The organism is Paraburkholderia sp. MM6662-R1, assembly GCF_050436245.1.
Taxonomy (GTDB): domain Bacteria; phylum Pseudomonadota; class Gammaproteobacteria; order Burkholderiales; family Burkholderiaceae; genus Paraburkholderia; species Paraburkholderia tuberum.
The window spans coordinates 3792162-3805131 of sequence record NZ_JBNDLV010000001.1 but is presented as its reverse complement, the minus strand read 5'-3'; the positions used below and the strand labels follow the sequence as shown (position 1 = coordinate 3805131).

Genomic DNA, 12970 nt, shown 5'->3' with positions numbered 1-12970 from the left:
GTAAGCTCGATGGCTCGACGCAAAAAATCGCACTTGGACGTTTGATCGGACGGCTATTAGGGCGACGCATGCATGGATGCATGCGCGGAATGTCGCTGCCTCGGGGACGGCCAGCGAGGGACCGGATCTTGCTCGCCATGTCCCTGTCCTGCTGATGGAAGGGAGCGCGTCATGATCAAGCTACTTGGCATCCTGGCTTTAGCGTTCGGTATTGCGGGCTGCGTCGCTGCCCAGCCGCCCTACTACGGCTACGGCGACCCGCCCGGCTATTATGCGCCGCGCCCCAGTTTCGGCATCGGGATCGGGGCAGGCAGTTTCGGTGGGAGTGGTTTCGGAGGCGTCGGCGTCGGGCTCGGGTTTTAGATGGGGGCGATACTGCCGTCAATCATGCGTCGTCTCTGGCCAGCAGTCCGACATGAAGCACGTCACTGTCCCGGGCAGAGCCTCATGCGCGACGTAGCGGGAGCGTCAGTTCATTGCGCCCATAGATATCAGCCATGAAACCGATTCTCTCGCCGGCATCACTTCGCATTCGTCCCGTTTTTGCGCCGCGTTGGTCCCACACCGACCCAATCCAGCCGGTCGATTTTCGCCGAATCGGTCATTCAGTCAAGCGATCCCGTCGCAGTTGTTCTCATGTAGGACGCCGTTGTCTTGCTTCATCGGCGCACGCCTTTCGTAGGGCTTTGATCTTCGTTCTGTTCGGATTCGGCCAACCAGTGAGATTGAGAATTGGTTGCAGGCCATTGATCAAGTCACGTTCGACGACGGCATAATTGGTATCCGCATACACAGAAATCTTTAGATTCCCCCGCATCCAGTCGTTCAATTGATCTTCGCCTTCTCGATCGAAACGGTAGTTCGTGAAGTCGCTACTCGACGTCCCGCGTCCACGAGGCAGTGTTGTGAGCTTGAGCTGTTGCTTCAAGATTGCACCGATTGAGCGCCGCAGCGTTGAGAAGCCCGTGTTGCCCGAGTTCAGGTGAGTGTCGAACTCGCGCTGTGCCAAGTTTGACGACTTTCCAATGTAGACAAGCCCGTTGGCTGCCGCCCCAAAAGGGGCGAGCGCATCGCCATTATCGACAAAGAGCGCATATACGCCCGGACAACTCGGCACACTTAGCTGATCTGGATTCGACATACTGCACAGCAGGGCTTCAACAATCTGGTCGTAAAGCATCGTCACACCGCCAAACGGTCAGTAGGCACGGTACCCATAATGCCAATGTTTTCGCCTGATTTGCAACGGCTCGCGCCCGGTCGTGCCTGCTCGCGATTGGCAACCCACGACCCACTTGTGCCCTTGAGAGCGACGCAAGCACTACGGCCGTTTCAGAGGGCACATGGTCGTTCTCGTCTGCTTACCAGACGACGAACGATTTTTCGACAGTCAACAGGTCTGTTGCCGCAAGCCTCCGTTTCTGTGGTGTGTGACGCGACCGAGACGAAACGGATGGTTATTGCTTAAAGGACCTCGGTGCCGGCTGTTGCGAAGACTACTGAGGCCATTGCAAACGGTTCCACATCGCACGCTCAGACGGATTAAACTCTTTGTCGAGCGCGGTTCCGTCGTTCGGAAAAACCGGCCAAGAAGGCCGAACGGATGGGAGAGAGGCGCGGAGCAGCGAACAACCGAAAAGGGCAGATATACAGTGCACTTAGGGCCAAACTGTTGAGAACCCTGCGGTTAGGTTGGTTATTGCTATAGATAATTCACAGGTTACTGAAAGATGAAACAGAATCCTGGGCTTCGCCCGGCGGTAAAGTTAAACGATTTCGGACCGAAAGAGATCGAGATTGTTCATAATCTAGCGACGATATTTTTTGTCTCCAACGCGAAAGTAGGAAAAGCCGGCAAAGATAGATATCCGGTAGTTTATCTAAAGCCGACCGATGATTTGCAGCAAAGATTCTGTTTCTTCTCGGAGTTGCTGTGTGTGCTTCATCCATATCCGGTTCTCGATGCGCGCGTTATCGATTTTATTGATAGAACGTTGTCAGCAAGCCAAAACCGACTAGATCGCTTGTGTGTCTTGATCGTTTCGAATGCATCCGATGTCGAGGCTAACGTACCGAAGGTGAGTATCACTAGCGAGGCGCGGGTTTTTGTCCCATTCCGTTATAACGAACTGAGCGGTAGCGTTGCAGGCAAGGGAGATATTGTCAGACGGCGGCTAGAGGAAAATCTCTATACGAAGGATCTTTTCGCGATTTCGTCTGCCTTGAAGACGGATAGGTACTTTTTTGGGCGTCGAACAGATGTGCAACGTATTATCGGAAAATACAATGAAGGGGAAAACAGTTCGATATTCGGTCTTCGACGTATTGGCAAGACGTCTGTGCTTTGGGCCGTAGTTAGAGAGCTTCGGGATATAGGTGCGCCTGTCGCTTTTATTGATTGTACCGATACGCGCTTTCACAAAGCCCGCTGGAATCAGACACTTTTTCGAATTAAGCAAGCCTTGTTTCAAGCAAATCCGGTAGCGGAAGGCGGGCATGGCGAGCATGCCTATTCTGAGGCGGGAGCTTCGGTTGCATTTTCCGAAGATCTTCTGTTAGTCAAGAAAACATATGGAAAGCCCTCGTTACTTATATTCGATGAAATAGAAAACCTCTCGTTTGATCTGTCGCCGACAAATCATTGGGCTAGTGGCGCCGATTATCTCGCCTTTTGGCAAACGATACGGTCGACATTTCAACAAAATCCAAATCTTTTCTCTTTCTTGATATGTGGTGTTAATCCTCGTTGCGTAGAGGTACCCCTTATAGGTCCAAGCCTTGACAATCCGCTATATCGCTACGTGGAGCCGACATATCTTGGGTTCTTTGACGTAGATGATGTGACCGCCATGCTCAAGTATATTGGTGGCTATATGGGGATGTCCTTTGATACGGAAGTGTATACCTACCTTACGGACGAATACGGTGGGCATCCATTTCTCATTCGCCAAGTGTGCAGCAAACTACATCAGTGGCATCTGAAAAAACTTCTGCCTCGCAAAGTACATATAAGAAAAGAAATATACCGGGAAAAACGGGATGAGCTTAGGCTCAGCACACGGGACTACATTGACCTTATTCTCCGCATCCTGAGAGAGAGGTACGTTGATGAGTACAGGCTCTTGCAACATCTTTCGGCTGATGACCATCAGACATTTTCATCGTATGCTTTGGATGAACCAACACTGATAAACCATCTGCTTGGATATGGTCTTGTGACGAAGGCAAGCGATAAGTATCACTTTCGCATCATCGCAGTCCAAGATGCAATCGCCGATACCGCAACCCATCTTCGGTCGCCCGCAACTTTGGAAGAGCGTTGGGAGTTACTAAACGCAGAAAGGAATTCGTTTGAGCAAGAGTTGAGGAATATTGTGAAGCGCACTTTGAAAATAGCTTTTGGAGCCCCGGCAGCCAAAGATAAATTCGTCAACGCGATGGTAAAGAGATCCCAAAAAGACAAGGCCGCAACATATTCATACGACGACATGTTCCGCGGTGAAGTTTATTTCTCTGATTTAAAACGTTCCATTATCGGTGAATGGGAAATTTTTAAAAATATTTTTCGAGATGATAAGGCTCGCTTCGAGCATTCCATGACCACCGTCAACAAACTCAGGGCCGACGCACATGCGAATGAAATTGATGCTGACAATTTTAGCTCGGCGATGGAATCCATTCGGTGGTTGAAAGGCTCGATCGAAGAAAACTGCTGAAGAGAACGTATCTGGGCTCTACGTTGTGTTCGGCCGTTCTTTGAGGCGAAGCCGACGTTCAAGTGTCCACGCGAGATGGTGGTCGAATGGCAGCAACTGGCCGGTTGGAGACAATCGATTTACTGTGGACTTCGAAGTGAGCCGGGAAAAGAGCTGCCGTGTCTTACACGCGGATCCGTTCCACCTCGTCCAGGCTGATGTCGTCGTGGCGCCGGTCGTAGAGCTGCGTGGTGCGGGTCGACGCGTGATTGGCCATCGCCGCCGCGTTCTCGAGCGTCCCGCCATTCTTCAGGTACGCGGTGATGCCGGTCGCGCGGAACGTATGGTTGCCGATCTTTGTATCAATGCCAGCGGCCAGCGCACGGCGCCGCACCATTGCATACGCGTTCGCCTGCGGCAGCGGCGTGTCGCTGAGCTGGCCGGTGCCGCGCACAACCGTGCGGAACAGCGGCCCCTTCGGATCACTGGCGATCCCGGTGCCGGCCAGGTACGCATGCAGGTACGCCTCGAGCGTGTGATGACACGGCATCGCGTGCCGCTTGCCGCCCTTTTCGCGGAGACGGACCCACAGGCGCCGCTGCTGCACATAGACATCGTCGACCCGCATCGCGAGCGCTGCGCCGACCCGCGCGAACGAAACCACCATTAACGCAATCAGCGCGCGGTCGCGCAGACCAACGGGGGTCGTCACATCGATACTGTCGAGCAGCTGCCGCGCCTCGGTCGCGTCGAGCACCGGCGTTTTCCCCTGCTTCGTGATGTGACTGGGCCCCCTCACCGACGCGGCGGGATTGTGCGGCACGATCTGGCCGGTCACGAGCCAGTCGAACAGGTGGCGGATCGGCGCGAGGCGCTGCTTGGCGGTCGGCGCAGCGTGAGTCTGCGTCTGCCGCTCGATCCAGGCGGCGGCGTGCAGCGGCTGCACCGCGGTAATCGACGGCACGCCGGCGCCGGTGCACCACGCAAGGAAGTCGCCGGCCGCGCGTGCGTACGCACGGCGCGTGTGCGGGTTGCGGATTGCCGACGCGAAGAATTCCAGAAAACGGGTCTGCACGGACGCGCTGCTGTGAGCGAGCAGCGCAGGCAGCGCCGCGGAGGTGACGCGATCCGGGCGCACGGCCGGGGCAATCAACGCGCTCATGCGGGCGGCCCGGCCAGCCCGGCTGACGCACCAAGGGGCTTCATAAAGATCAGCTCGGGGCCGTCCGGTCCAACGTTATGTACCTCGCCACTGGCCCTGTACCCGCGCCGGGCCAGCAGGCCGCGCATCGCAGCATTGGTCGCGCTTGCCGAGGCGAACAGGCGGTCGCCGTGGCACGCGCGTTCAAGCGCCTCGACCAGCGCGTCGCCGACACCCTGGCGCCGGTGTGCAACGGCGACATACACAAGCTGCAGGAAGTGATAGTCAAAGAACGCGCCCCGGATTGCATACCCGAGAAGGGCCTCGTCCTGCGCCGCGATCCAGCAGGTGCCATCGCGCAGTGCCTCGCGGATCATCTTCGCGTGCCGCGTGCCGGCCTGTGCAGGATGATCGATCGCCAGCAGCTGGCTTTCTTCGAACACCGAGCCCGGCCCAACCGAGAAAATGGGTCTATCGTCAGGCGTGTCCACGGGCCGTCTCCGGTGAGGTCATGATGTGCCCGGGCTACACCCCGAGGATTCTGCCGACGGTCTCGATGAACTCGCCGGTCGCATTGTCAATCGCATCGTCGGCCTCGTCGTCGAGGTTGTCGACGTTTGCATCCAGCACCGCCTGCCGTGTCAGGTACGCGGCAATGATGCGGTCCAGCTGGTCGCCGGCGACGCGCGCATACACGGCCTCCCCCAGTGCTTCCATAAAGTCGCCCCGGCTTCCACCCACCAGGCCGTCAGCGCTGTTTTCGAGGTCGTCCTTGAACTGTTCGACATCTGCCATGTTTCCCCCCGGAAGGTCAGGTACAGCGTCGCACATTACGTGCGATGCAGGTATGCGGCCTGTCGTGAAGCTGTTCCTTGCTCCCCAGCAACGCTGGGACCCGAAGATATCCGTGCCTGGCAACTGCACCTCCTCGAAGCATTCACCTCGCGCAAAAGCTTACGTTTTTTGACCAAGGATTTCACAGTTCTATCACGCTTTCGCAAAGAACATCCCTGCGACAAGAAGCAGCTGATTCGGCCGCACAGGGGACCAAATCTTGCTGCCTGCTTCATGCACGGGAGACGATCATGATGAGGCTTTTCGGCATATTGGCGTTAGCGGCTGGCGTCGCGGGATGCGTTGCCACCCAGCCGTACGATTCCAGCTATCCTCCGTATGGATATGGCCCCGGCTATTACGCGCCAAGTACCAGCATCGGCGTGGGCGTGGGCGGCGGAAGCTTCGGCGGTGGTGTGGGTGTTGGTGTCGGCGTTGGTTTCTGACACCGCCCCGTAGGGGTGCCGCCGACCGCAAAGGGCTGTGATCAGCCTCTAGCCCTCTTATCGAAGTCTGCTGTCCGACCGGGTTCGGGCCACTTTCGGTCTTCCAATCAAGGGTTGCCCGCACCGCCCGATGCACCGAACACCTGGCCCGTCACATAGCTCGCCTGGGCCGAAGCGAGTTGCACATAAAGCGGCGCGATTTCGGCAGGCTGGCCGGGACGCCCCATCGGCACCTGCTGGCCGAACTTCTGCACATTCTCGGAAGTCTGCCCGCCAGTGACTTGCAGCGCGGTCCAGAACGGCCCGGGCGCCACGGCGTTCACGCGAATGCCTCGCTTGATCATCTGCTTGGCCAGCCCCTTCGTGAAATTCGCAATGGCCGCCTTGGTCATCGCGTAGTCGAGCAGATTCGCGGAAGGTTCGTAGGCATTGACAGAACTCGTATTGATGATGGCCGCGCCAGGCGGCATATGCGCAATCGCGGCCTTGGTGATCCAGAACATCGCATAGAGATTCGTACGCAACGTCCAGTCGAATTGCTCGGTCGTGATGTCGAGAATGGAATCGTGACTCTGCTGGCGCCCGGCGTTATTCACGAGGATGTCCAGACCTCCAAGCTCCTGCACGGCGTTGCTGACCAGAGACTGGCAGAACGACTCACTGCGAATGTCGCCGGGCAATGCGACGGCTTTGCGTCCGGCTGAACGGATGATCTGCACCACTTCTCGCGCGTCCGGCTCTTCCGCGGGCAAATAGACAATGGCCACGTCGGCGCCTTCACGCGCAAAAGCGATTGCTGCCGCGCGGCCGATGCCCGAATCGCCGCCGGTAATCAATGCGCGTCGCCCATCAAGACGGCCGGTTCCGCGATAGCTCGTCTCACCGTGATCCGGGCGCGGCGTCATGCGTCCGGCTAGCCCCGGCCACGGTTGCTCCTGTGCTGGAAACGGCGGATGCGGATAGAGTTCGCGCGGATCGGTCAGTGTGGTGGTGCCCGCGGTGCCGGTTGCCTTTGCGGTGTCGGACTGCGCCAAAGCATGACCGGCCACTGCGGTCATCAGGCCCGCGGTGGCGCCCTGCATCAGCTTGCGGCGCGACGGCGAGAGGGTGTTGTCGGAAGGCATGGTGGATTCCTGTTTACGGTTATCTTGCAGGAGTTTCGATACTGACTCGCAGGCTCCTGAACGCCGGGCGACTGCAGATGAAATCAGCAAACGGAGTTCCCGATCGGAATACGGCGCGTGCGCGCTTATGCATTGAGAACCTGCCTTCAACGAATGGACGCTCCAAGCGCGCTCTGGTGGGGGCTGACCCGGTGGATTTAATCTTCTGCGGCGGGGGGCGTTGGGTCCGTTAAGGTCCACTCTCGACACCTGGCGCGGGCGTTCCGTTGGAGAGAAGCCAAGTACAAAGACGAAGAGGCCGCCTGGCGGCCGATCCAGCGTGACTACGGTGATAGTCTGCGTCCGTTCACGGGGTGAACCGGCACGCTTAGTCCTCGGACGCGGTACGGCCATGAACGGGCAATCGTGAAACGCAGCCGGACGGCCGGTAATCGGCTCACTTTAGTCATTCAGCAATGAACAAATGCCCTATAGGCTCCTACCCGTCTTTTCCGCTGACCATGTGACTATGAACGTAATAGGTCATCGACGATGCGCCGCGCCACGCTATAACCGCCCATGAGTGCATCCGCTTCGCTGAGAAATGGCTTACCTTGGGACTCGCCAAAACGCAGTGGCGAGAAAACGGCTACTTCGGCACCAGCCTTGCGGATTCGTACTATCGCCACATACCCGACTCCGCCCTTGGCGGTGTGGTCGCCTTTCCACGTGAAGTCTGCCTCAATGGCCACTTCGACTTCGAAACCTTGATATTGATACGTACGACTCATGGAGGCACACCTCAAACCTGTTCCGGCATCCGCCGCAAACAAATGATAATTTAGCTTGTTGAAAGCAACTTTTTTGACCTCGCACGGTACAGTCAGACCGTTCGAATATGAAGTTCGCAGGATGCGGCAATCAGGAAACGTCGGTGCAGGACGGGGAGTATAGCCATGAAAATGTCTCACAGACTAGCAAGCTCTGATACTGCGGGGCCGATGTGGGGAATTATCTTCGGTATTTTCATGACGGCAATCGGCATGGGCCTCTGGTTTTATGCGACGCTGTCAACGGCCCCGGAACGGCACGATGAATCGTTGGCCGTAGCGGCCGTGCTAATTGGTCTGTTTTTGGCCGTCTATGCAGGGCTCGAACTCTGCCACAAACGGCGGTAGGGTCGCCCAAGCGCCGAAGTAGCGAAATAATGTACTTCCTTCGCATTGCAATGACGCCGTCGAGCAGCACCGAGGCTTGCCTAACTTCGCTGCGTTGTCATTGCAGCCCATCGGTCATTTCAGCGCTTCCGACGGACGAACGCATTCTGTTTGCACTCGTTCCTTTCAGCGACGTTTCGCACGTGGCATTCTCGTTCGTCCATAATGAGCTCGTCAAGGTGCTGTTTAAACGTACAGCAGCGCGAGCTTCACGTAAGGGCCTAGACTTAACATCCCGACACGAACGCGGAGTGAGCTATGGTCACCAGGACCGTCCGCCGGACACTTTCCGGTCTGACTTCGGCGTTTGCGCCAGCTTCGAAGAGTAAGCAACCGGTGGCATATACCGTGAAATCGGCTCAGCAACGCGGCGACGAAGCCTGGAGGCGCACGACGCACGGAGTGCACAACTCCCTGCTTCGTAAAGATCCGAAAGCGTGATTTTTGGAAGCCAGACGCAACACCCGGACTGCCATCCGAATTGGCTGTCATCGAAGCCGGAGATGAAATATGACCGCACCGCAAAAGCTTTACGGTCTGACGCTGAAACCCCACGCCAAGACTCCGCGCAGGTCGACCGAAGTCCCCACCGCTGGTGCGCGCCCCGACCTTTTGGAAGCCGTTCGCCGAGCCGTAGCTGAGAATCGGGAGGCTGGGGAGCGGCGACCGCGAGAATAATTTGATCTCTCTAAAACCAGTGCCTCTTCCCGAGCGAAGATAAGTTTCGACTGCAATCGGGCAACGGTTTAGTTGGGTCGGATTATGCCTTTTGCATGATTCCTGCGCCCGGGACGATTGTCACCTTCGGTCGTGGGACGCAGTTCGGTCATGGAACGAAACCGCTCGCGCGGTAGAGGTTGCGATCCCGCGCTGGCGGTCGATCGGTTCGGCGTTGGGTTTCGTTCGACCATTCGCTTTTCGGAAAACGTCCACTGAATCAGGTTTTCTTCTACGCCGTACGCTGCGCGTACAGCATAGCTATTCCGAATGCCGCCATTGCAACCAGCGATACAAACAGCACCAGCCACTCTACCGGCACGTAACTTCGCTCCACTGTCCAAATGGTCGCCGCCGAGAGTGGCGCAATACCTTTTGCAATGTTCGACGGCGTGGCGAGCATTCCGTTGATCGCTCCGTAGCCTTCCACCGATATCACTTCCTGCACGATCGTCCCGCGCAGGATCGTCATCATGCCGTTTGCACCACCGTAGACGAGCGCGAAAAGGATCAGCAATACTGGGGACGTGCCCGCGAAGAGCAGCACGACAACTGAAACCGGGAATGCCGCCGTGATGGCCAGGCCGACTATTTTCGGCGAGACGCGCTTTCCCGCCATGAACCATACGATGCGGGCGAAAACTTGTGCGGGGCCGATCACCGCCATCGTCGCGAGGATGACGGATTGCGGGACGCGGCGCTCAGTCATTAGCGGAACGAGATGAAACGTCAGCGCGACGAACGTTGCGTAGTACGCGGTAAAGCAAACCGCGAGTGCCCGGAATACCGGTGTGCGCAGTACACGCCTGGTCGCTCCCGCACTCGCTCGCTTGATCGATGCCCTGTGTTTTACGGCAAGCCGGCCATCATCGTCTTTGTTCAACGCCAGTGCATGAACAGGCAGGCAGATGCAAAGATTGATGGCGGCAAGTATGAGCAGCGCATGCCGCCACCCTTGCAGATCGATCAATACCTGTGTCAGCGGGATGAATGTCGTGCTCGCAAATCCGCCGACGAGTGTGATCAGCGTGATCCTTGTGCGGAAGCTATCCGGGTAGCGCCGCGTGACGACCGCGAAGACCGGATCGTAGAGCGTCGCCGCCATCGCGGCGCCCAGTACGGCCCAGACCACAAAGAGCGTCGCAAGACTTTGCGCCTGAGACCAGAGCGCCAGCATCGCCGACGCGAGCACGGATCCCGCGGCCATGACGGCTCGCCCATACCCCCGGTCGATCCATGCACCGACCGGATAGGAGGCCAGGCCAGAAACAAGCAGGCCAATAGACAATGCCGCGTTGGTGGATGTCCGGCTCCATCCGCACGCTTGCTCCATCGGCTCGACGAACAGCGAGAAGGCGTAATAGGTCGTGCCCCAGGAGATCAGTTGTGCGGCGGCAAGCGCCCATGTGGCAGCGCTGCCGCGATCCTGCGTCATAGCCACCATCCAGCCTCCGAAACCGACATCCAAACCGCGCGTGCGCACCGTGGACAGGGCCGTTCAACAACGACGCGGCTGGATCAAGCGTGCCGCGCGCTGCATGCGACTTCACGGGTTAATGCCGCTCGCTGCCGAAAAGGTCATCGACAATCTTTCTCGCTGCGGTAAGTCCGCCCATGACCGCATCAGCCTCCGTTGCGAAAGGGCGGCCTTTGGCCTCGCCGAACCGCAACGGCGAAAACACGGCAACGGCATTGACCCCCTGATATATTTTGACGACGGCGACATAGCCTGAGTTGGCCAGCGCCCGCCTGTTCGGCCCGAGGCTGAAATCCGATTCAACGGTCACCTCGAGCGTAAAGCCTTCATACTCGTATCGACGCATCATGCTTCGTCCTACCCTTACCCGTCGTGCCGGAGTACACGCACGCCAGGCATCTGTTCAAGCCGCAAGCAGATCGCAGTGAATTCATCGGGGGACACCCGCGACAGCGAAATTTGCACGTCATCGAGGTCAGCGTCATCCTCGGTCTGCTGGACGATGAACTGCTTGACCCGGACGCTCCCCGTGCCGAGTGCACGATTGACTGCATCGAGCGAAACGCTCCCACGCTCGACCGACAACTGGATGCTGCGCTGTTGCCGAACGGAAATATAGCGGCGCTCCAGCGGCTTGATACCGGCCAGAATGATGAGGATGATGACGGTTGCGCCGATTGCCGGCGTGTACATTCCGCCGCCGACAGCGAGACCAATGCCCGCTACGGACCACAGGCTGGCCGCCGTCGTCAAACCCCGCACGACTTCGCCCCGAAGCAGAATCGATCCCGCGCCGAGAAACCCGATCCCCGAGACGACCTGCGCGGCAACCCGGGAAGGATCGAGAACAACGTCTTTAGTGCCTAACACGTCGGCAAAACCGAACGCGGACACCAGCATCATCAGCGAAGCCCCGACACACACCAGCATGTGTGTGCGCAGCCCGGCTGCCCAGTTCAGTCTTTCGCGCTCGAAGCCGATCGCGCTGCCGAGCAACGCCGCCATCAAGAGCCGCGACAGCATTTCAAAGTTGCTTATCAAAATGGACGGCCCAATAGAGATTTCGCGGCCATGCGTCCAACCCTTTCAAAAAAATAAGGATGCGAGCCACGCAAGGTGCGTCAGATGAAGCTACATTGTGACATTTGTGTGACGAAATATCAGTTCGACGATTCCCCGAGCGGGGACGCTGGTGATGAGCGAGGACACTTGCTTCGGCCGAAACCAGTGACAGCGGGCAATCTCGTTGCTCGCCTGGGGTTCGGCGTCTCCCGGAAGATCGACAAAGAACACGTGATGCCGTTTGGTCAGGCCGCCGAATTGGAACAGGTAGGTCAAGCCGTCTACATCGAGAGCCGTCTCCTCAACCAATTCTCTGTTCGCTGCCTCCAGCGGCGACTTGGAGCGCCGGATGGTTCCGCCCGGCAGCGACCAACGGGACATGCCCCGCGTGACCAGCAGGATTCGGTCCTGCTGTCTGCATACGATGGTGGCTCTTTCTTTCACGTTCAACAGAGGACTTGGGGGAGTGTAATTGTCTGAGGACGGAGCGCGTCGTATTCCGTTCGATGTGGGGTCTCGACGGTACGCTAGGAACTCCGCGCTTCGGTTTCAGTTCGGCATTATTTTGACGGGGAGAAAATACGATGAAAACCCGCTCGCCACTCGAAATCTGCTTGCCGCTCGTTATCTTAATAGTGGCAAGCCTGGCTTCTCTTCCCACCTTCATCATTTCCGTCATCTGGCTGACGATCGGAATCTGCTCGGTCGGCTACCGCTCGCTGGGTGAGTTGCCTGATGCCGGAATCCCCCGCCAGTGGCTTCACGGTCCCCGCAGCGCAGTCTTGTGGTTCTATCACCTCGCCTGGTGGCCGTGGTACATGCGCTTCGAACTCCATGCGCTCGCGGCCCGCATCGGCCAGGCAATCCGAAAATGGTGGCGTCCGGATTCGTCCGGGTCAAGCGCAGCCTCTCGGCGAAACTCGGACAGCGACGAGACCTGAAGAACGGCGACGTTGCGCGGAGCGTCGATGTATCGACACGACGTATCAACGAGTTCGGCAATGTTTTGTTTGCCTGATCGCTTGTGTCGGCTGATCAAAAATCGCGCCGCCGCTGGGTCGATCCAACGTCTGCTTCCGAGCCTGGTTGTGTCCTCGAAAGTCGATGGCTAGCGGGCCGGACCATCTATATTGGGTCGACTGTTGCCGATCGCGGCCGTGCGACGTTCAGGCTGAGGATGCCCATTGCATGAGGCGGCATCCGGCCGAGGATTGCGGTAGGGATGCCCATTACTGAGCACCCCCCGCACAGATCCCGGCGTGCCCAATTCGGGCACCG

At 57.9% G+C, this 12970-nt stretch carries 15 protein-coding genes; 5 read left to right on the top strand and 10 right to left on the bottom strand.

The genetic code is table 11. The annotated features are described in order from the left end of the window. Positions 1-171 precede the first annotated feature (171 nt). A complete protein-coding gene (locus OKW39_RS18065) occupies positions 172-363 on the top strand; it encodes a hypothetical protein (protein WP_075304194.1) in 192 nt (63 codons plus the stop codon). 271 nt (positions 364-634) lie between these two features. Here OKW39_RS18065 and OKW39_RS18060 read toward each other — a convergent pair whose 3' ends face one another. Continuing rightward, positions 635-1180, bottom strand: coding sequence for a GIY-YIG nuclease family protein (locus tag OKW39_RS18060; protein ID WP_429563170.1), 546 nt, complete (start codon positions 1178-1180; stop codon positions 635-637). Positions 1181-1730: 550 nt separating this feature from the next. On the opposite strand from OKW39_RS18060, the gene OKW39_RS18055 reads away from it, so the two are divergent. Continuing rightward, positions 1731-3716: a hypothetical protein gene (locus OKW39_RS18055; RefSeq protein WP_429563169.1), complete on the top strand. Its 1986-nt coding sequence runs from the start codon at positions 1731-1733 to the stop codon at positions 3714-3716. Between the two features lie 163 nt (positions 3717-3879). Here OKW39_RS18055 and OKW39_RS18050 read toward each other — a convergent pair whose 3' ends face one another. Genes OKW39_RS18050 through OKW39_RS18040 form a run of 3 tightly spaced genes read right to left on the bottom strand, consistent with a single transcriptional unit; the run spans position 3880 to position 5631 of the window. Further along, the gene (locus OKW39_RS18050) at positions 3880-4857 is read right to left on the bottom strand and encodes a tyrosine-type recombinase/integrase (RefSeq protein WP_429563168.1); all 978 of its coding nucleotides are present in this window, start codon (positions 4855-4857) and stop codon (positions 3880-3882) included. Beyond that, on the bottom strand, positions 4854-5327 hold the full coding sequence (locus tag OKW39_RS18045; protein ID WP_429563167.1) for an N-acetyltransferase family protein: 474 nt from the start codon (positions 5325-5327) through the stop codon (positions 4854-4856). The genes OKW39_RS18050 and OKW39_RS18045 overlap by 4 nt, the downstream gene beginning before the upstream one ends. A gap of 34 nt (positions 5328-5361) precedes the next feature. Continuing rightward, positions 5362-5631: a hypothetical protein gene (locus OKW39_RS18040; RefSeq protein ID WP_429563166.1), complete on the bottom strand. Its 270-nt coding sequence runs from the start codon at positions 5629-5631 to the stop codon at positions 5362-5364. Between the two features lie 290 nt (positions 5632-5921). Here OKW39_RS18040 and OKW39_RS18035 point away from each other — a divergent pair, with 290 nt between their 5' ends. Further along, positions 5922-6116, top strand: coding sequence for a hypothetical protein (locus OKW39_RS18035; RefSeq protein ID WP_429563165.1), 195 nt, complete (start codon positions 5922-5924; stop codon positions 6114-6116). Between the two features lie 107 nt (positions 6117-6223). Here OKW39_RS18035 and OKW39_RS18030 read toward each other — a convergent pair whose 3' ends face one another. Both OKW39_RS18030 and OKW39_RS18025 read right to left on the bottom strand, forming a co-directional pair. After that, a complete protein-coding gene (locus OKW39_RS18030) occupies positions 6224-7240 on the bottom strand; it encodes an SDR family oxidoreductase (protein WP_429563164.1) in 1017 nt (338 codons plus the stop codon). Positions 7241-7746: 506 nt separating this feature from the next. Beyond that, positions 7747-8010: a hypothetical protein gene (locus OKW39_RS18025; RefSeq protein ID WP_429563163.1), complete on the bottom strand. Its 264-nt coding sequence runs from the start codon at positions 8008-8010 to the stop codon at positions 7747-7749. 165 nt (positions 8011-8175) lie between these two features. Here OKW39_RS18025 and OKW39_RS18020 point away from each other — a divergent pair, with 165 nt between their 5' ends. Beyond that, the gene (locus tag OKW39_RS18020) at positions 8176-8397 is read left to right on the top strand and encodes a hypothetical protein (RefSeq protein ID WP_429563162.1); all 222 of its coding nucleotides are present in this window, start codon (positions 8176-8178) and stop codon (positions 8395-8397) included. 988 nt (positions 8398-9385) lie between these two features. Here OKW39_RS18020 and OKW39_RS18015 read toward each other — a convergent pair. From OKW39_RS18015 to OKW39_RS18000, 4 genes are all read right to left on the bottom strand, one after another. After that, positions 9386-10597, bottom strand: a complete 1212-nt coding sequence (locus OKW39_RS18015; protein ID WP_429563161.1) for an MFS transporter — start codon at positions 10595-10597, stop codon at positions 9386-9388. A 109-nt stretch (positions 10598-10706) separates the two neighbouring features. Then, positions 10707-10979 (bottom strand): hypothetical protein, encoded by a 273-nt coding sequence (locus tag OKW39_RS18010; RefSeq protein WP_429563160.1) that lies wholly within the window; start codon positions 10977-10979, stop codon positions 10707-10709. A 14-nt stretch (positions 10980-10993) separates the two neighbouring features. Further along, the gene (locus OKW39_RS18005; RefSeq protein ID WP_429563159.1) at positions 10994-11653 is read right to left on the bottom strand and encodes an MgtC/SapB family protein; all 660 of its coding nucleotides are present in this window, start codon (positions 11651-11653) and stop codon (positions 10994-10996) included. 108 nt (positions 11654-11761) lie between these two features. Then, complete coding sequence (locus OKW39_RS18000) at positions 11762-12136, bottom strand: NUDIX hydrolase (protein WP_429563501.1); 375 nt, start codon at positions 12134-12136, stop codon at positions 11762-11764. 140 nt (positions 12137-12276) lie between these two features. Between OKW39_RS18000 and OKW39_RS17995 the strand changes: the two genes are divergently transcribed. Beyond that, a complete protein-coding gene (locus OKW39_RS17995; protein WP_429563158.1) occupies positions 12277-12633 on the top strand; it encodes a hypothetical protein in 357 nt (118 codons plus the stop codon). Positions 12634-12970 lie beyond the last annotated feature (337 nt).